This is a genomic window from Nostoc sp. T09, from assembly GCF_002154695.1.
Taxonomy (GTDB): domain Bacteria; phylum Cyanobacteriota; class Cyanobacteriia; order Cyanobacteriales; family Nostocaceae; genus Aulosira.
In genome coordinates this window covers 1-20,311 of sequence record NZ_MTAV01000193.1, presented here as the reverse complement: position 1 = coordinate 20,311, position 20,311 = coordinate 1, and the positions used below count along the sequence as shown (strand labels likewise).

The 20,311-nt window shown below is 39.7% G+C and carries 12 protein-coding genes and 1 pseudogene; 4 read left to right on the top strand and 9 right to left on the bottom strand.

Features of this window, described 5'->3' with window-relative positions:
• The 3 genes and pseudogenes from BV372_RS36805 to BV372_RS30340 all read left to right on the top strand — a co-directional run.
• Positions 1–492, top strand: a pseudogene (locus tag BV372_RS36805) (S-layer family protein); the annotation flags it as partial.
• Between the two features lie 256 nt (positions 493–748).
• Positions 749–2,566 carry a ShlB/FhaC/HecB family hemolysin secretion/activation protein gene (locus BV372_RS30345; RefSeq protein WP_086690553.1) on the top strand — a complete coding sequence of 606 codons (1,818 nt, stop codon included), beginning with the start codon at positions 749–751 and terminating at the stop codon, positions 2,564–2,566.
• A gap of 59 nt (positions 2,567–2,625) precedes the next feature.
• Positions 2,626–5,352, top strand: coding sequence for a CHAT domain-containing protein (locus BV372_RS30340; RefSeq protein ID WP_086690551.1), 2,727 nt, complete (start codon positions 2,626–2,628; stop codon positions 5,350–5,352).
• A gap of 398 nt (positions 5,353–5,750) precedes the next feature.
• Here the strand turns inward: BV372_RS30340 and BV372_RS30335 are convergent, their stop codons facing one another.
• From BV372_RS30335 to BV372_RS30295, 7 genes are all read right to left on the bottom strand, one after another.
• Complete coding sequence (locus BV372_RS30335) at positions 5,751–6,089, bottom strand: XisI protein (RefSeq protein WP_086690549.1); 339 nt, start codon at positions 6,087–6,089, stop codon at positions 5,751–5,753.
• A complete protein-coding gene (locus tag BV372_RS38495; protein ID WP_086690547.1) occupies positions 6,074–6,232 on the bottom strand; it encodes an element excision factor XisH family protein in 159 nt (52 codons plus the stop codon). The genes BV372_RS30335 and BV372_RS38495 overlap by 16 nt, the downstream gene beginning before the upstream one ends.
• 236 nt (positions 6,233–6,468) lie before the next feature.
• Positions 6,469–7,161 carry a Rho termination factor N-terminal domain-containing protein gene (locus tag BV372_RS30325; protein ID WP_086690545.1) on the bottom strand — a complete coding sequence of 231 codons (693 nt, stop codon included), beginning with the start codon at positions 7,159–7,161 and terminating at the stop codon, positions 6,469–6,471.
• The gene (locus BV372_RS30320; protein ID WP_086690543.1) at positions 7,158–8,495 is read right to left on the bottom strand and encodes an AAA family ATPase; all 1,338 of its coding nucleotides are present in this window, start codon (positions 8,493–8,495) and stop codon (positions 7,158–7,160) included. The genes BV372_RS30325 and BV372_RS30320 overlap by 4 nt, the downstream gene beginning before the upstream one ends.
• Before the next feature lie 214 nt (positions 8,496–8,709).
• Entirely contained in the window at positions 8,710–9,078 is a 369-nt protein-coding gene (locus tag BV372_RS30315) for a hypothetical protein (RefSeq protein WP_086690541.1), read from the bottom strand.
• 839 nt (positions 9,079–9,917) lie between these two features.
• Entirely contained in the window at positions 9,918–10,259 is a 342-nt protein-coding gene (locus BV372_RS30300) for a hypothetical protein (RefSeq protein ID WP_086690536.1), read from the bottom strand.
• Between the two features lie 37 nt (positions 10,260–10,296).
• On the bottom strand, positions 10,297–15,021 hold the full coding sequence (locus BV372_RS30295; protein WP_086690534.1) for a non-ribosomal peptide synthetase: 4,725 nt from the start codon (positions 15,019–15,021) through the stop codon (positions 10,297–10,299).
• Between the two features lie 166 nt (positions 15,022–15,187).
• Here BV372_RS30295 and BV372_RS30290 point away from each other — a divergent pair, with 166 nt between their 5' ends.
• A complete protein-coding gene (locus BV372_RS30290; protein WP_256973550.1) occupies positions 15,188–16,288 on the top strand; it encodes an alpha/beta fold hydrolase in 1,101 nt (366 codons plus the stop codon).
• 95 nt (positions 16,289–16,383) lie between these two features.
• On the opposite strand, the gene BV372_RS30285 is transcribed toward BV372_RS30290, so the two are convergent.
• Both BV372_RS30285 and BV372_RS30280 read right to left on the bottom strand, forming a co-directional pair.
• Positions 16,384–16,647, bottom strand: coding sequence for a PQ-loop domain-containing transporter (locus BV372_RS30285; protein ID WP_086690530.1), 264 nt, complete (start codon positions 16,645–16,647; stop codon positions 16,384–16,386).
• A gap of 293 nt (positions 16,648–16,940) precedes the next feature.
• The gene (locus BV372_RS30280) at positions 16,941–20,213 is read right to left on the bottom strand and encodes a non-ribosomal peptide synthetase (RefSeq protein ID WP_086690528.1); all 3,273 of its coding nucleotides are present in this window, start codon (positions 20,211–20,213) and stop codon (positions 16,941–16,943) included.
• Positions 20,214–20,311: the final 98 nt, after the last annotated feature.

The following is a 20,311-nucleotide window of genomic DNA, read 5'->3' as shown; positions in this document are numbered from 1 at the left end:
GAAAAACTCGACCCGCAATTTCTGCCTACTAACGATATTACAGCGATTTCTCAAACCAACCCGCAGTTAAATGGCATAGTCAGCATCAGTTCCCCAGATATTGACCCCAGCAAAGGAATTGTTTCTTTACCGATAAACGCCGCTGACCCTTCCCAGCAAATTGCCCAAAGCTGTAGCGCTAGTAATGAAAAAGTAGCTAGTGCATTTACTGATGCTGGACGTGGTGGTTTACCGCCTAAACCTGACGAATTTCTCAGCAGTGATACGGTGTGGGAAGATATCCGCATCCGGGCTGACACCACACAGCAGACAGCGTTAACTTCTACTGCAACTCCTGTCAAACAGAAGACAGCATTAATTATGCCTGCTACAGGTTGGGTATTTAATGACAAGGGCGAAGTTACGCTGATATCTCAAACGCCTAAATCTTCTGCTGCTTGGGTGAATTCCTCTAACTGTGCTGCTAAAGGGGTTTTAAAACGAACCGCATAGACGCGCCAGCGGCTTCCCGCAGGGTAGGGCGCTAAGGACGCAAAGAAGTAAGAGGTACAGAGAGTTCTTACGTAAGGAATATTAACTGCCGATAAATGCTGACCAAAACCCCTTATGTAGGATGTCTTCAACCATTCTAAATAGTTTGTAACAAGTCAAAACTTCTCTTATATCTCTTCTCTGCGTCTCTGCGCCTCTGCGTGAGATTCCTTTTTTAAATCTATATTCACTACCTAAATAAAATAACTGTATTTATATGTATTCGTCGCAAAAAACTTCTAAATTTCAAATATCAAATTGTATAACTTGGCTAATATTTACATTTTTTATATTCAATTTTCTCACTTTTAAGTCACTAGCACAAACTCCAGCTAACCCGCCTGTACAAGACATAGATCGCCAAATCGAACAACCAACTCCCCCAACCCCAACACTACCTAAACTGCCGAATCTTGAAGAGTTATTGCAGTCTCCACCTACAACTACTCCCACACCTGCAACTGGCGAAACAGTTCCCAGAGATTTTCCTGGAACAATTCAGGTGACTGGTTTTGAGGTATTGGGTAGCACTGTATTTAATAAACAAGAATTAGATGCAGTACTCCAAGAATTTATCAACAAACCCATCACTTTTGCCCAACTATTAGAGGTGGCAGATAAAATTACTGAACTGTATACCAAAGGTTGTCAAGCTGAAAATAAAAATTCAGATTTACCCTGTTACGTTAATTCAGGCGCATACATTCCTTCAGACCAAACTTTTAAAGTCGAGGGTGGTGTCGTCAAAATTCAAGTAGTGGAAGGAAGTTTAGAAAGTATTGAGGTTCGGGGTACAAGCCGGCTCAATCCTAACTATGTGCGAAGTCGCCTAGCCTTGGCTACAAATAAACCTTTAAATTTAAAGAAATTACTCCAAGCTTTACAACTATTACAATTAGATCCACTAATTAAAAATATCTCTGCGGAATTAGGCAATGGTGTTAATCCGGGTGCGAGTGTATTATCTGTGCAAGTCGCTGAAGCAAAGACATTTAGCGCTCAAATTAGCTTAGATAATAACCGTACATCAGGCATAGGTAGTTTTGAACGACAAATCCAACTCAATCAAGCAAATCTATTGGGATTGGGAGATGGATTAAGTATTGGTTATGCAAACACCGATGGTAGCAATAGTGTAGATCTCAGCTATAGATTACCCATTAATCCCCGCAATGGTACTTTGCAGTTTAACTATAGCTATGCATCCAGCAACGTGATTGAAGAACCTTTCAATGTATTGGATATCGAAGGTACTTCCCAAGAGTACGGTGTTACCTTTCGCCAACCATTAGTGCAAACTCCCACTACCGAATTTGCAGTCGGAGCAAGTATTAACCACAGAGATAGTGATGTTGGCTTTTTAGAAGCACAAGTAGGAGAAAGATTGCCATTTCCTTCTGCGGGTGCAGATGCAAATGGGAAGACGAAAGCAACAATATTGCGGTTGTTTCAAGACTGGACTCAGCGTAGTAGCAAACAAGTACTCGCGGCGCGATCGCAATTAAGTTTAGGTGTAGATGCATTAGATGCCACAATTAACGAAGATGCACCGGATGGTCAATTCTTTGCTTGGCGCGGACAGGCGCAATGGGTGCGACTCCTAGCACCAGAAACTTTATTTCTAGTACGTGCAGATGTGCAATTAGCCGATAGACCATTATTAGCCTCCGAACAGATTGGCTTGGGAGGACAAGCAACAGTTCGGGGTTATCGTCAAGACCAAATATTAGCAGACAATGGCTTTTTAGCGACTGCGGAATTTCGCTATCCAGTGTTGCGTGTGCCAGAAATTCAAGGGTTGCTACAAGTTACACCATTTATTGATTTTGGTACTGCTTGGAATATTTCCCAACCTGGGAGAACTACTCTTAATCCCGATACTATCGCCTCAACTGGAATCGGATTTTTGTGGCAACAAAACAATTTAACAGCACGTTTTGATTGGGGTATCCCTATCGGTATTGATATTCCCAATAAAAATACTTGGCAAGAAAACGGACTCTATTTTTCTATTATTTATACTCAACCATTTTAGTTAATAGTCATTTGTCATTTGTCATTTGTTTCTTGTCTTATTTACCTACTTAATTATTTATGTCTATACTTTTACTTCTCGCTGCCTTATCTCTAAATCCTGCTGTCAATCTAATTAAACAAATTTCTCCTATAGCCGCAGTCATCAATCCACAGGTATCAGAAACTCAATCTGCAAATGGCAAGGAATTATTAGATCAAGGCTTAGTAGCATACCAAAAAGAACAATATTCTCCAGCACTCAAGATTTTCCAAAAAGCAAATGAATCGTTTCAATCTAAAGGAGATAAACTCAACCAAGCGCTGATATTAAATTATCTTTCCTTAACTTATCAACAGTTGGGGCAATTAGCTGATGCTCAACAGGCTACTGAACAAAGTTTGCAGCTATTAAATAGCAAAAGTGATAGTAAAGATTATTTATCGATTCGTGCTCAAGCACTTAATACTCAAGGTCAGTTACAACTAGCACGAGGAGAAACAGAAAAAGCTTTAACTAGTTGGCAAGAGGCAACAACTACTTACAGTAAAATTGGGGATGAATCAGGCAAACTTGGAAGCAAAATTAATCAAGTTCAGGCACTACAAACATTAGGACTTTACCGCCGTGCTACTAACACCTTAGAAGACATAAAGCTGACTTTAGATAAACAACCAGACTCTCTGTTGAAGGCAACTGGATTGCTTAGTCTTGGTAAAAGCTTACTTGTAGTTGGAGATGTCAATAAATCTCGGCAGATATTAGAGCAAAGTTGTCAGATCCAAGCAAAGCGATCGCAAGCTGAAGAAGTTTGTAATTTAAAGTTAAGTTTAGGTAACAAAGCCCAAGCACAGCAAGGCATTGAACAAGAAAGGCTGGCAGAAATTTTGTTAAGTTTGGGAAATACTGCTCAAGCACAGCAAAACAGCGAAGAAGCAATACAGTTTTATGAACGCGCTGCTATTATTTCCCAAAAGCCGACAACACAGTTACCAGCACAATTAAATCAACTACGGCTGTTGGTACAATCTCTGCCAACAGAGTCACCAACCCCAGCTTTGTCGCAGCAAATTCTCTCTCAAGTTGCAAGTTTATCAGCAAAGCTGGAAAGCTTACCAGCAAGCCGCAGCAGTGTTTATGCTCGAATTAACTTTGCTCAAACTCTGGTGAAGCTAGCAAAAACAGGAGTATTAGCTAAGGAAGTAATCCCCACTCAAAACACTTGCACATCTGCTGATTCTCTCTGCACGGCGGCTAAAGTTGTCGCTACAGGTTTTCAGCAAGCTAAAACTCTCGAAGATGTGCGATCGCAAGCTTATGCTTTAGGTACTTTGGGGAGTTTATATGAACAAACTCAGCAATGGCCGGAAGCTCAAACCTTGACCCAGCAAGCGCTAAAATTGGCAGAAGGGATTCAGGCACGAGATATTGCTTATCGTTGGCAATGGCAATTAGGACGGATTCTCAGCGCTAGCGGTAATTCTCAAGGTAACGAGCTAGGAGCGATCGCAGCTTATGATAAAGCAGTCAAAAATTTAAAATCCATCCGCCGTGATTTAGTTACCGTTAATCGTGACGCTCAATTTTCTTTTCGGGATGAAGTAGAACCAGTCTATCGCGAGTATGTGAGTTTGCTATTACCAAAAACTGGGGAACCTAGCTCGGAAAATTTAGATAAAGCTAGGAAAGTTATTGAATCATTGCAGTTGGCAGAACTAGATAACTTTTTCCGCAGAGCTTGTGTAGATGCACAACCTGTGCAGATTGATGAAATTGATCAACAAAAACAAACCGCTGTCATTTATCCTGTTGTTTTGAGCGATCGCTTATCTATTATCCTTTCATTACCGCATCAGCAAAACAATAAATCCCTGAAATTGCATACAGTTATTCTGCCTAAAAAGATATTTGAAGACAAAGTTAAAGAACTGCATCAAAAAATATTTTTTAGAAGTCCTCGTGAGTTTGTACAAACTTCCCAGCAAGTTTACGAATGGTTAATTCGCCCTATCGAAACAGATTTACAGAATAGTGGTGTTAAAAATATCGTCTTTGTCTTAGATGGAACATTGCAGAGTATCCCGATTGCGGCTCTTTACGATCAACAGAAAAAGCAATATTTAATTGAGAAAAAATATAACATCGCTAACACCCCAGGTTTAGAGTTATTACCCCCTCAAACTTTGGCTAAAAAACGATTGCAAGCAGTTGTTGGTGGACTGAGCGAAGCGCGTGACAATTTTCCAGCATTACCTGGTGTGAAATATGAACTTGAGCAAATCAAAGGGATATTTTCGACAGCCGGAAATTTTCTTGATAAAAATTTTACTCTGCAAAAAATTGAAGAGGCTGTTAAGTCTTTTCCGGGAGGAATATTACACCTAGCAACTCATGGAAAGTTTAGTTCCAAAGCAGAAGATACGTTCATTTTGACTTGGAACCAACGGCTAAATGTCAACGATTTCAGTTCTGTACTAAGAACCCGCGAGACAAACCAACAGACGGCAATAGATTTACTGATCTTGAGTGCTTGTGAAACAGCAGCAGGTGATAGCCGCGCCGCCTTAGGACTAGCTGGAATTGCCGTACAGTCCGGCGCACGCAGTACATTAGCAACTCTTTGGAGTGTCAACGATGAAGCAACTGCGGCTTTAATGATTCAGTTTTACAAAGAAATGGCTCAAAACCACAAAAAAGCCGAAGCTTTGCGTAATGCTCAATTATTTCTACTTTCAGGAGAGTTAAATCCTAAATTTAAACATCCCTATTACTGGGCACCTTTTGTTCTGGTAGGTAATTGGCAATAAAACCGTAACGCAAAAATTGATTTACGGAGCGATGTCTAACGACAAGCTGCTACGCATCTACGCAACACAATACGGTTCGGTTAAGGGGAAAAGGGAAAAGGGGAAAGGTTTAAATTTACCCTTAACCCTTTTTCCCTTACCCTTTGCCCAAACTACAAGGGAAATGAAAAGTGCTTATCCGAACTGTATTGCTACGCAACATTCTTGCCTTGATTTAAGTAGTTAAACATAATTAATTACACAATGTCATTGCGAATGTAGCGCAGCGAAATGTAGACACGAAGTGGCTTCCCGCAGGGTAGCAATCGCAAGGGCGAGGATTGCTTCGCTTCTCTTCGAGACGCTACCGCGAACGCTCGCAATGACTGTAATTAATTTTGCGTCGTTACTTACTAAAGCTACACCACAGCAAAACCTGTATGTTGCCGTACTTTAGGATGGCGAAAACCAAGAACTATATCTTTTTTAGGAACTCCCGCTTCTAGCAAATCACTTGCTACACCTTCTTCGGTATCATCCCATTGAATCCAAATCTTTTCATCAATTAAACTTAAATGGATGGGTGTGGCATGGAGATATTTGTCACCACTCCAACCTATATCTAAAACTAAGTATTGCCCCCGCTCATCATCAAATAAAACTTGAGAAGCATAACCATCGCCTAGCGCTGTTCGATAATCGGCATGATTTTGGAGTACGCTCTTAATAATGTTTTGGTATTTTAATTGGGTATCCATTGCACGATTGCCTCACTTTCAGTATTAAAGACAATTAGCTTAATAATTTGGTTCTTGAGTAACACTTGTCCCAATTCTATGGTAAACACGCTGTTAAACGTTGCTTGAGAAACTGCAAGATAAAGGTTGCGCTCGCTTCCCATTTCGTTGAGTATTTGGCGATAAAGGACATACTGCCCTAAGAGGTTGTTTTAAAAGCCCTTAGTGATATATCAAATACCTTTAGATCCCCCTAAATCCCCCTTAAAAAGGGGGACTTTGAGAGGGTTTCCCCCCTTTTTTAAGGGGGGCTAGGGGGGATCAATAAGTGCCTAAAATCACAGCCCACTACTTTTCAAACATCCTCTTAAAGAAGTGCGATCGCTCTGTTGCCTTCTCGCTATTTTAGTGGCTTACTCAAGGCGGCAACAAGCTCGTCTTTTTTCATCTTACTGATGCCAGCAATTCCTCGTTTCTTTCCCATCACTTTTAAATCAGCCGTTGGCATTGTTTTAAGCATATCAGCGTCGGTAATTGTATCTGGCATTGGTTGTGGAGTGAGATAAAAAACTTGGTTTAAAACATCAAGTTTTTTGCCTTTGGTAATTCCACATTTCAGATTAATGATTGGCTCTAATGTCTTCCAGTATTGACGAGGAGCTTCATCAATCCGGTTTGTAGCTATAGCAGGTTTAACAGCTTTGAGAACGCTATCTGGTAGCTTGACTAAATACTCTAATGCTGCTTTAATTTCATCCCTAGATGCTTTAGAAAGATTAATTTTTGGAAGTTCTTCCCCTGCAAGTACTTTTGTAACTTCAACTGTCTCATCACTACCATCAGTAATAATGCACCAAACGCGATCCAAGCCAGCGGCTTCTGCAATTGCATAAATGAACGAGTTAGCAATTACTTGATACTTATCTTCGCCAGTTTCTTTTACAATAACTGGAATCCAATTTCGTCCGCCCTTTTGGTTAAGCAAATGGGCTGAAGCTGTGATTAAAAATTCAGGTGCATCAGTTCCTTCACCAGGGTCAATTGCATCCAAATATAAATGCCTTAAATTTCCAATATGGCTGAGACTATTCATTGTAAAAAATACTCCTGTGCTAAATCTTTATAATATTCATGAGCAGAGCGATCTCGATAAACCGCAGGAATACGCGAGAAAGCTGAGTTAGCTATATTCGCGTAGCTTGGAACCTCATGAATATGAAGGTCTTTTTTTGCATTAGTATACTTGGGATAGAAGTAAGGAAGTAAATTAAATCCCTCTTTTTTAGCAGTTTTAAGAATGTTAGTAATTTCTTGTTGAGCAACTGCTAATTGAGGTGGTGTCATCTTTTCACCATTGAAGAAAATTGGCAATGGAATTGGGCTACCGTCAGCTTTTTTAGATTGTACTTCAGGGATAAATTTCTTTATTGCCATTGCTGCATTTTCTAGTGAGAAAAGATTATTATGCTTTGTGGGAATAAGAACAACATCAGCCGCATAAACAGCCAGTTGGCTAAATACCCGCCAGTTAGGTGGCGCATCTATCAGAATATAATCATATTCTTGTCTTAAAATTTCTAGCTTGCGATAAAGAGAGTTAGTTTGCAGATGACTAAGTAAGGTATGTTCAGGCAGATCTGTCAGTTTTTGATCAGCAGGAATAACATCAAACCTCAGTTCGCCACTAGGCTTTTTGAGAGGAAACTTATAAGGATGTAAAGTACCTTGAAGTTCTACATTTCTTTCTGTTAGAGCCTCAAAGACGCTCCCTTTACTTAATGGAAGACCTAAAGAGCTAGTTAAGTCTTGTTGGTTAGGGTCAAAATCAATCGCTAAAACTTTCTTACCTAAAAAAGTTAAGATAGCTGTTAAATTTACGGTAGTAGTCGTTTTTCCAACTCCTCCCTTGTTGTTATACACTGCAATGGTTAAAGCTTTAGAGGGATTTTCAATTTTTTGCCTAATTGCAGCAATTACACTATCAATATTATCTGCATCCATTGAAATACACTTTGTTGCCGGATGAATTACTTTTCCATGCTTGCGGAACAGTTGAATATGGCAAGAGTTAGTAATTATCCCCCACTGTACTGTTTTACAATTTGGAGCAAGTAGATAACGCTTTAGTTGATGAACCGTTTTTTGATACTGTGCAGCGTCTTCAGATAGATTAATATCTCTCCCCTTTAATTCCAGCAGAAGGTAAGGATTAGATTTCGTGTGTAAAAACACATCATCTCCAATAGTTTTTCTTGCTGCTTTATCAACAGCGCCGTCACCAGTATTATATTCTGGATGAATTTCCTCAGATTGAAATCCTAGTGCCCTCAACAAGTGCGAAGCAAAAAGGTCGTTTATAACAGGTTCGGATGCGCTTTCGGGAAGACTTTGCAAGGCTTCTCGAAGACTGGTAATTGTCATGCTCATAGTATGGGTTAACTTCCAGCAAGGTCTTAGTTTAGTGTTCCCATCTAAGGACAATTATTAATTAAATAAGGTGATAATGTGGATAAAATCGATTTTAATAAGCAAAACATTAGATTGCATATTCATCTTGGTATTTTATGCAAGCACAAAGGCAAATTGTTTTCACAATTTACCTCTTTGCTGGCTAATTCAAGTAATTTCAAATTTTAAACAATTACTCCGCAGATATGGATGTTTGGTTTACCGCCGAACGTGCTTTCTTGCGGTTTGACCTGCGCGTTCCACCAGCCATTCCATACTCGTCACTAGTTTTGCCATAGTGAGATGCAACACTCAGTAGCATTTTCTCAGAAAGACTATTCAACTCCCGTTCTGCTTCTGCTAATGCATTGTATGTTTTCTCTACGATCGCTCGTGCTTGATTGTAAGCTGTTAGCTTATCTCGCATCTCCAGAATTTTATTGTTGTAATTAGCGATTGATAACCCATTACCAAAGTCTAACTGAGGATTAATCATCTGCATTCCTTCAATTCGTCGTTCAGCTTTAGTGAGTGCGGTGGAATTGCGTTTGCGTGGCGACATAAAATTTTCCTGTTTGAATTTTGATATGGAGAACCCTGATAGTCTTTACTACGGGGTTTTTTCTATACCATAAACATACGCAATAGGCGGATGTACCAGCCACAGTGAAGCTACAGAAGTTTACAAGCATGAGGATGAGCAAACTGGATAAGTAAGGGTATATTTGCTGAAAATAGTCGTAAAAGCTACTCTAAGAGTTGCAAAACCTAGTCTAAAAGTTATAAAAGCTAGTCTCAGAGTTACAAAAGCTACTCTAAAAGTTACAAAAGCTAGTCTCAGAGTTACAAAAGCTACTCTAAAAGTTACAAAAGCTAGTCTCAGAGTTACAAAAGCTACTCTAAGAGTTATAAAAGCTAATCTAAAAGTTGCAAAAGTTAGTCTGAAAATTGCAAAAGTTGATTTATTGAGCGATCGCACTGTTAAAATAGCGCATCCCAAAGCGCGATCGCTCATTCTACTGAACCACTAACTCTAAGATCACTCCAAGTAAAAAAATGCCCAATTGTCATTACGAACGCAGCGATAGCGGAGTGAAGTAATCCCATAGTCTCCAGTTTAAATCAAGTGTTGAAAAGTCTTTGTAAATGGTCAACAGCCAATTTTCAACACGTAGAGACTGCCAGAAGTAAATATGATAATGCTGAACATTAACTGTCAGTCCAGTAGGGTGTGTTATGCCGTAGGCTAACGCACCTTAAATTGTTGATAGTGCGTCGGTGCGGCGCTTGGCGACAACACACCCTACACATAGCTTGAAATATTAGCGCTGACTTACTCGTGTTAGCGATCGCTGTCAATTTTAACAGTTGATCTGATGTACCACAAACAAATTTTGGCAATCATACATTAGCTTCATATTCAGATGGTACTCCAGTCCAATTATTTTCCCTTGAAATAATGCCTTCAAGCCGAAAAACTATCTGCTGCCCTTTTCGTTGTGGATGCCAACCTTGATCAAGGGCGTGTAAAATAGCTTTCCTTACCAACCAAGGTGAAATGATGTTACCGTGTTCAACCCAGGTGATCATTCTCTGTCCTGGATTTTCCGCACACTCTACAACAATTGCCATACCAGGCTCATCGTCTGGTTGGACAACCCAGCGGTAATTAACATTATTAACCTTAATTAGCCTCGTGCCTTTTTTAGCAAGTGCCATATCCTTGAAGAGAAGCGATCTCATTAATCCTAAACTACTACATACAATAGTTGAGGGGGTGTCACTTCTCCTGACTTTGTTTGTTTAAAGAAGATAACTTCATCCGCCGGCTTTCACGCGACAATGGTACTAAAGCTGGGGCTTGGCTTTGAATATTGCTTTGTTGAAAGCTTTCCACCACCTTAGATAACTCTGCAATTGTCGAAGCTTCAAATATGCTACGCAAAGGTAACTCGAAGCCAAAGCTATCACGCACTCTGGAGGTAAGCTGAGTTGCTAATAAAGAATGTCCGCCTAGTTTAAAGAAATTGTCGTGAATCCCTACGTGCTTGATTCCTAGAACCTCAGCAAAAATTTTCACTAACACTTCTTCTATGGGAGTTCGAGGTGCAACATAACCTGCTGCTAATTCTGAGTTTATTAGCTCAGGTACTTGTAAGGCGCGGCGATCGAGTTTACCATTAGCCGTCAGAGGTAAGTGCGATCGCACTACAAACATAGACGGTATCATATACTCCGGCAGTTTTTGGGCTAAATAAGTTTGCAACTGTGGTACTAACTTCCGCGCTGCTTTAGCTTGTAGAGGATTATTTGCATAAGATTGCCATGCACGTTTTTGGCCACTATGTGGAAAAACAATTTTCTGATTTATTGCTGCTTCCTGTACAAAAACCACATCATAATTTCCTTCACTATTTGAATCTGACCAGCTAATATCTACTTTGTAAGGTAGTTGATTAGCCAGTTCATAGAAGTTTTCAGGATCTATTCCTAAATTCTCTATTTCTTGCAAAGCCTTACGCATTTGTCCTGCTGTTTGCAAATCTTCTCCATCTGCTAGCCATTCTGCTGTTTTAACTGCTGTCATTACCCGTGTATTTGGTACATTAGTAATAGCTAAAATATCTGGTTGTTTCTCAATTAATAGCTGATGTACTGAAGATATTGTGAAGTTATTTTCGCGCCAGTCTAGCCATTGTACTTTTCTAGTTTCTTGCTGCTCACTGCTAATATGAAGAATAGCATTATAACGAAACTGAGTTAGCTCATTGCTTTCTTTTCCCCTAATAAGTTGAATTTGTACATGGCTAATTTGGGGAAAGTGCTGCTTTAATGCATTGAAAAAAGCTGGATCGATGACTAACTCTGTTTCTTGGAAAAGCTGCATTTGTACCCTTTGCTGCAACTCAGCGCGGGTTAGGGAAGGTTCAGCTTGATACAGTTGCACAGATGCATGAAAAGCTTGCAAAAGTCGCAGATTCCGCACATCTCCGATGAAGATAAAGCCACCAGGTGCAGTCGCTTTTACAGCACCTTCTAAAACCTGAATAAAATAATCAATACTAGGAAAATATTGCACAACAGAGTTGAGAATTACCACATCAAAAGCTGCTGCATCTATTCCTGCAAAATCATCAGCTATCTTCTGATGCAGTGTTACTTGCGGTATTTCTTGCTTTGCCAACTGTTGTTTAATATAGTTAAGTGAAATCTGGGAAAAATCTGTTCCATAATATTGATTACAGTGAGGAGCAATTCTAAAAAGTACTAAACCTGTTCCACAACCAATTTCTAGTACTCGCTGCGGTTTTAAAGCTTGAATTTGCGCTACTTGGTTATTTATCCACTCACCCATCTGTTCTACTGGAATAGGTTGATTTGTATAACTACTATTCCAGCCGATAAAATTAAATTTTGGATCTAAATCAGCAGCAGATTGATGATAAATTTCGTTATATAGTATCTGCCATTGCAAAACCTGCTCATCTTGCAGTTGCATTAACTGCTTATTTTCTGGCTCGCTGCTGTATTCAGTATTTAGAACAACATAAACTACTAAACGTTTTTCGCCTGCATCTTCATGAGCCATCACTACAGTTTGCTGCACGGCTGGATGCTGACTTAATACTGCTTCAATTTCTCCCAATTCAATGCGGTAGCCACGAATTTTTACCTGCTCATCAAGGCGACCTAAAAATTCAATATTGCCATCTAATTGATAGCGAACCAAATCACCTGTTTTGTACAAACGACTTTCTTCTTGTCCTTCTGCCATCTGCCATCTGCCCTCTGCCTTCTTAAAGCATTCAGTAGTTAAATCTGGACGATTTAAATATCCTCGCGCCAAACCATCACCACTGATATATAATTCACCTGGAACACCAATAGGTACAGGTTGTAAATTTTTATCTAATATATAAACTTGTGTATTAGCGATGGGATAACCAATTGCAGGTGATGAATTATCTGAATTTTTAACAACAACTTGCCCAGAAGTCGTTACAACTGTATTTTCTGTCGGGCCATAGTTGTTAACTACCTGGAAAGTATGGGAAGCTAAAGGATATTCTTGTAGTTTATCTCCACCTGTGAGTAATATTCGTAAAGCTGTATTTTTAGACCAGTCTAATGTCAGAATTTTCTCTGCTAAAGGTGTTGGTAAAAAAGAAATTGTGATGGCTTTTGATATAATCCAATTTTGGATATTTTCAGGCGATCGCTTAATTTCATCATCTACAATATAGATACTTGCTCCAGCAGTAAGATACGGCCAAATTTCCCAGCCGCAAGCATCAAACGCAACCCCAGCAATCTGTGTTACTCGGTCAAGGGATGAAACTGCAAAGGCTTTTTGATGCCAAAAAATCAGATTTAATAATCCTCGATGTTCAATTTGTACGCCTTTGGGTTTTCCTGTTGATCCAGAGGTATAAATGACATATGCAAGGTTGTTTACTGTAACTTCGCTAGGGAGATTATCTGCAATTTCTTGAGCAATAATTTCCCAGTCTTTATCTAAACAGATTACCTGTGAACTTTGGCTTCCCAAACGTTCAACCCATTGCTGATGAGTTAATAAAATTGGCACCTGTGCATCTGCCAACATAGATTTTAAACGCTCAGGCGGATAAGTCGGATCTAAAGGTAAATATGCTCCACCCGCTTTCAAGATGGCTAACATCCCAATTACCATATCAAAGGAACGTTCTACACAAAGTCCTACTAAAACTTCAGATGTAACGCCTAATTTTTTGAGATAATGTGCTAGTTGGTTACTGCGAATATTTAACTCTTGATAGCTAAGTTGCTGCTCTTTTAATACAAGTGCGACACCTGATGAGTTTTTCTCTACAATTTGCTCAAATAACTTATGAATGCACTTATCTTGAGGATAATCTACTTGGGTATTATTCCATGCAACTAATAGCTGATGTAACTCCGCTTCACTTAAAAGCGGTAAATTAGCAATTTTCTGTTCTGGATTTGCAACTATACCCTCAAGTAATATTTTAAAATGTTCCAGCATCCGAGTAATAGTTGCGTCATCAAATAAATCCGTGCTGTAAATGACAAAACCACTGATTCCTTCTGAATTATCTACCCACAATCCATTATTTGGCTCTTGTTCCCACAGGTGAAATTCTAAATCAAAACGCGTTGTTTCACTATCAAATTGCCAAGGACTGAGTGTTAATCCAGGTAGTTCTAACGCTGATATCGGCGCATTTTGTAGGGCAAATGCAACTTGAAATAGCGGATTTTGATTTAAGTTGCGCTCTGGATGTAGTTCTTCTACCAGCTTTTCAAAAGGCACATCTTGATGAGCGTAAGCTGCTAAAGCTACCTCTTTAACTCGACTCAATAATTCTCTAAAATTTGGGTTGCCGCTTAGGTTGGTACGCAACACCAAACTATTAACAAAAAAACCAATTAATCCTTCAATTTCGCTACGGTTGCGGTTGGCGATAGGCGAACCTACAGCAATATCTTCCTGCTGAGTGTAGCGGTAGAGTAATATTTGGAATGCCGTCAGCAGAGTCATAAACAAAGTTACTCCTTCCTGCTGGGAAAGAGTTAACAGCTTTGCACTCAAGCTTTTTGATAGTTTTATAAATTGCCTTGCACCTCGGTGAGATTGCACGGCTGGGCGTGGTTTATCTGTAGGGAGATTTAGTATAGAAATGCTATTTAATTGCTTTCGCCAGTAAGCTAATTGAGTTTCTAAAACTTCTCCTTGTAGCGATTGGCGTTGCCATTGGGCAAAATCTGCATACTGAATTGCTAGTTGCGGTAGAGGAGAAGGCTGGTTATTAGTAAAAGCTGTGTAGAGTGCTGCGATTTCCTGAACTAGCACCCCAATAGACCAACCATCTGAAACAATGTGGTGCATATTCAGCAGCAAGATATGTTCTGCTTCGTCCAATCGCAACAGTGTTACCCGCAGCAATGGTTCAGTTGATAAATTAAAAGGTCTTTGAGCTTCTTGGGTAATAAGTTGTCGTGCTTGTATTTCGCGTTCGACTGATGGCTGTTGCTGCAAATCTATTATTGGTAAGGATATTTTTAACCTAGATTTAATTACCTGAACTGGTTGCCCTGACTGCATAACAAAATTGGTGCGTAAAGCTTCGTGACGTTGCACAATTTCGTTAAAAGTTTTCTCTAATGCTGCTAAATTTAGCCAGCCTTTTAAATGCAGTGCTGCCGGAACGTTATAAAAAGGATTATTAGGTAATAATTGGTCAAGAAACCATAATCTTTGTTGAGCAAAGGAAAGAGGAATATCTCCTATGCGGGAAATAGGTACAAGGGGTATAGAAGTAAAGTTAGTAGTTTGATTAGCTGCCTTTAAAAATTCAATAATTTCTGCTTTATGCTCTTGAATTTCTTTACGGAGTTCTGCTGTTAGACTTCCTTCGGGAGCGTTACAACGTAATATTTCGCCATCAATAAAAACTTGGATATCTAGGCTGCGAAGATAAGATAAGAACTCAAGCGTCTTCAAAGTTACACCCCTTCGCAACAATTGTTACTTACTAATAATTAATCTCAAATTTTTATCACACTTTCCCACTGTAGAAATCAATCCTGGGGTTGAAAGTTTCGTAATTGTAACTATGGTATGTAGCTAAAATACAACATAGTTCGCAAGGTTTAGGCTCATGATTTTCATGCCTCATAATTTCCTGCTGATATGGCTAGTTCAACTATTGTCGATTGGGATACTTGGCGGGGGAATCTACATTCTTTATGAATGGTACGAACGAGAACTTGTCGGAACTTCCTACTTAGTAGCTGGCCTAGTAATGGTGCTGTGGTCTTTTGGTGGTCGTTTTATCAGTTTGCCATTACTGCGCCGTCCTGGGTCAGAGGAGCCTAGTTTTATGCGTAGCCAAACAGTGCAGCGCTTGTCACGACCAGATGGTAGTGTACTGCAAGTAGAGTTTTTTGGCCCTGAGGATGGTCAACCGATTATCTTGTCACATGGTTGGGGGCCTAACAGTACTGTATGGTATTATGCCAAACGACAATTAAGCGATCGCTTTCGAGTTATTGTTTGGGATCTACCAGGGTTAGGAAAATCTTCTAGACCGAAAAACAAGGATTATTCTTTAGAAAAATATGCCCGCGATTTAGAAGCTGTGGTTGCCATAGCCGGAGATAAGCCTGTTATTTTACTAGGACACAGCATGGGCGGTATGATTAACCTCACATTTTGCCGCCTGTTTCCAGAACATTTAGGGCGCAGAGTTGCTGGCTTAATTCTTGTAGATACTACTTACACCAATCCGTTAAAAACTTGTATCTTTAGCAATCTGGTACGTAAATTACAAAAGCCGTTAATTGAACCTGTGTTGTACCTGACTATTGTGCTATCACCGATTTTTTGGTTGATAACTTGGCTTTCTTATCTCAATGGTTCGCTCTACATCACTGTAGAACTATCGGGATTTACGGGTACAGAAACGCGTGGTCAACTCAATTTTGCAGGTTTATTATCAGCTTTGGGTTCCCCTGGTGTGCTGGCGCGTGGCACACTTGCAATGTTGAAGTTCGATGAAACAAACACCCTGGCAAATATTAACGTTCCGGCGTTGGTAGTGTGTGGGGCTTCCGATATAGCGACTAAACCTGTAGCGAGCGATCGCATGAAAGCAGAATTACCTTATTCTGAAAAAGTTACCATCAAACCTGGTGGACACATGGCATTAATGGAGCAGAATCAGCAGTTTGCTGAAGCAGTCAGCGCTTTTGTGCTAAGTGTCAAGTAAATTGTTGGCAAGGAGAAAGCGCCAATAAACCAAGTTAGACCTATTCTTTAAAAGTCAGCAATATTCTATCGCAGTTTCATAATTATGAATTACTATCATTTCTTTCTATAGAATGTTGCTAACAATGTTACTATTCCACAGCTAATAAAACTAATTAAATTACCGTACATCAAAATCGAATCTTTTTGATAATACCCGTAGAGAATCCCATTGAACTGAATAACATTAAACCCTGCAAAAGTAATTAAAGAAATATTCTTAGCACTTCTCTTTTTCCAAATACGCAGAGCTTGTGGAATAAACAGGCTAGCATTAAATACAAAACCTAAGCCAAAGAATAAAGTTACTAATTCTTTCATGGTTAATCTACAAAGTTTAATATTTTATCATATTAAACTTTGTATTTTTTACTTTAATATTCCACTTTGGAAGTAATTAATATAGATTCGCTCTTTCTATCTAAAAAATGATGGCTTAAATAACAAACTATGTGTATTAAGCCAAGTTAAACGGTGCTGTTAAGCAATGCGATCGGGGCTAAACAAACAAAGCCTGCCTCCGCAGGCTCAATATAATCCACGCAGGTGGATTTGGTTTTTATAGCCGCGATTTCTAATCGCCTGGTATTTCTTCCAAAAGTGGATACTCCCAGTTAAAATTCCACTTCTTCCCGGTGAGTTTCGCCAGTTTCAGATTTATCTAAACCTTTTGTTGCCCAAGACATTGTTTCAATATATCTAGCAAGTTGTTCCACAGTTGGTGCTTCAAATAAATTGCGTACAGGCACATCTATCTTTAAGGTATCTCGGATTCGAGAAACTAACTGAGTTGCGAGTAGAGAATGACCGCCTAATTCAAAGAAATTATCGTGGATACCTACTTGTTCTTTTCCTAAAACCTTAGCCCAAATTTCCACAAGCAAATCTTCAATCTGGGTTCTAGGCGCTACATAATCTTGTTGATTATAAGTGAGTGTATTCGGTGCAGGTAAAGCACGGCGATCCACTTTGCCATTGGGTGATAATGGTAGAGATTCTAGTAACACGTATGCTGTTGGCACCATATATTCTGGTAACTTTGCTTTCAAAAATTGGCGTAGCTCAATGCTTGTTGGAATCTGTCCTTGATGAGGAACAATATAAGCCACCAATTGCTTATCCCCAGGTATATCTTCAGCCGCAATTACTACAGTTTGCTGCACTGCTGGATGTTGACTGAGTACTGTTTCTATTTCGCCCAATTCGATGCGGAAGCCGCGAATCTTAACTTGGCGATCAATGCGACCTAAAAATTCAATATTGCCATCTATTAAATAGCGGGCTAAATCACCAGTTTTGTACAAACGACTTTCTTCTTCTGCTTCTGCCATCTGCCATCTGCCTTCTGCCTTCTTAAAGCATTCAGCAGTTAATTCAGGTCGGTTGAGATATTCTCGCGCCAGTCCATCACCCCCAATGTACAACTCGCCAACAACGCCAATGGGAACAGGTTGTAAATTAGCATCTAGTAAATAAATTTGCGTATTTGTAATTGGGCGACCGATAGGAATAGATGTAGCTAATTCTGGTAATTCTTGCACCGGGTAATAAGAAGAAAATGTAGTATTTTCTGTAGGGCCATAAACATGAAGTAAGTGTTCTGGTGCCCCATGTTTGAGAATTTTTTTTACCCATCTAATATCAATAGTTTCGCCACCAAAGAGTAAATAACGCAAAGTTGCAAAAGCCTGGGGGACATCTCTAATAATTTGTTGGAATAAAGCAGTAGTTAAAAATAGAACGCTAACGCCTTTTTGTCGTAGCTGTAATGTAAATTCCTGAGACGAAAGGATGACATCTTTACTAATTCCAATCAGTTGAGCGCCGTTAAGTAGCGCTCCCCAAATCTCGAATGTCGCTGCATCAAAAGAAATATTTGAGGCTTGAGCAACTTTATCAGCAGGTTCTAAATTGATATAGTTTGTATTGCACACTAATCGATTTACAGCTTTGTGCGTTACAGCTACTCCCTTAGGCTTTCCTGTAGAACCAGAAGTGTAAATTATATAAGCTAAATTATTGCTGCTTACTTTGCTTATAGGATTTTTTTCGCTTTCTTGGGCAATAAGTTTCCAATCATTATCTATAAAAATAATTAAATTTGAGAATTCCTCAAAATGCTTATTCAACTTTTCTTGTGTTAGTAACACAGAAACCTGTGCATCCTCCAACATAAAATTTAGGCGCTCTTGAGGATAGCTAGGGTCTAATGGTAGATATGCTCCGCCTGCTTTGAGAATCCCCAGCAAACCTACAATAAATTCTATTGATTGCTCTACAGAAATACCTACTAAAACTTCCGATTTCACACCCAGTTTTTGTAAATAGTGAGCTAGTTGATTACTGCGATTATTTAACTCTCGATAAGTGAGTTGCTGATTTCCAAAGCTTACGGCTATGAAATCAGGATGCTGCTCTACCTGCTGTTGAAATAATTGCTGAATACACTTATCTTGAGGATAATCTGCTTGAGTGTTATTCCATGCAATTAATAACTGATGTTGCTCCTGTTCGCTCAATAGAGGAAGATGTGCGATCGCTTGCTCTGGATTGGTAACAATGCTTGACAACAACATTTTAAAATGTCCTAGCATCCGAGTAATGGTGGCTTGTTCAAATAAATCGCTGTTGTAAACAATTACACCTCTAATACCCTCAGATAGTTCCCATTTTGCTCCCCATAAGCTTCTAAAATCCTCAAAACATTTCCACAGATGCATCTCTAAATCAAAGCGAGTTTTTTTAATATCAATATTGATAAAACTAGGCACTAACCCAGGCAATTCTAGCGCCGACATTGGGGCATTTTGAAAACCAAACACCACTTGAAAGAGTGGGTGGTGGCTCAAGTTTCGCTCTGGATGAAGTTCTTCAACTAACTTTTCAAAAGGTAAATCTTGGTGGCTGTATGCTCCAAGTGTGACATCCCGCACTCTGCCTAGCAGTTCCCGAAAAGATGGATTTCCACTTAAATCGGTACGTAGCACTAAACTATTGACAAAAAAACCAATTAAGCCTTCAATTTCGCTGTGGTTACGGTTAGCAATTGGCGAACCTACCGTAATATCTTCTTGATGTGTGTAGCGGTAAAGTAATGTTTGAAATGCTGCCAACAGAGTCATAAATAAAGTGACTCCTTCTTGCTGGGAAAGCGCTTCGAGTGCATCAGTTAGCTTTTGCGGTAACTCTAAAAATTCTGTGGCTCCTTGATAGCTTTGTATAGGCGATCGCTGTTTATCAACAGGCAAATCTAGCATCGAAATATCGTTTAACTGCTGTCGCCAGTAAGCTAACTGAGTTTGGAGTACATCTCCTTGCAACCATTCACGCTGCCAATGGGCAAAGTCTGCGTACTGAAGAGGTAATTCCAACATAGCCAAAGGCTGGTTTTGGGCAAAAGCTGTGTAGATAGCGCTCAATTCCCGAATTAGCACTCCAATAGACCAATCGTCGCAGATAATGTGGTGCATATTCAGCAATAGAATATGTTCTGTCTGGGAAAGTACGAGTAACATTACTCGCAGCAACGGCCCAGAGGACAAATCGAAAGGACGCTCTATTTCTGCACTAATAATGCGTTTTGCTTCAGTCTCCTGTTTATCGGCTGGCAATTGCTGTAGGTTTAATATACTAAGAGGTATTGTTAAGCTGGGTGCGATCGCTTGCAAGGGCTGTCCATCCAACACCTGAAATGTAGTGCGTAAGGTTTCGTGGCGACGCACGATTTCGTTAAACGTCAGTTCTAACGCTGCTAAGTTTAGGGAACCTGTCAACCGAATTGCTGTAGGTACATTGTAAATAGTATTACCGGGATTCAACTGGTCGAGGAACCACAATCGTTGTTGGGCAAAAGATGCTGGAAAGACAAAAACTTCTTCAGAAGACATATTGCTCCTTTTCCAAATTTGCTATTACTGTTTTGTGAGGAAGCATCCCATTTTGGCAAATTGCCCTCAGACTAGAAGTCTGGGGCTACAAAAACAAA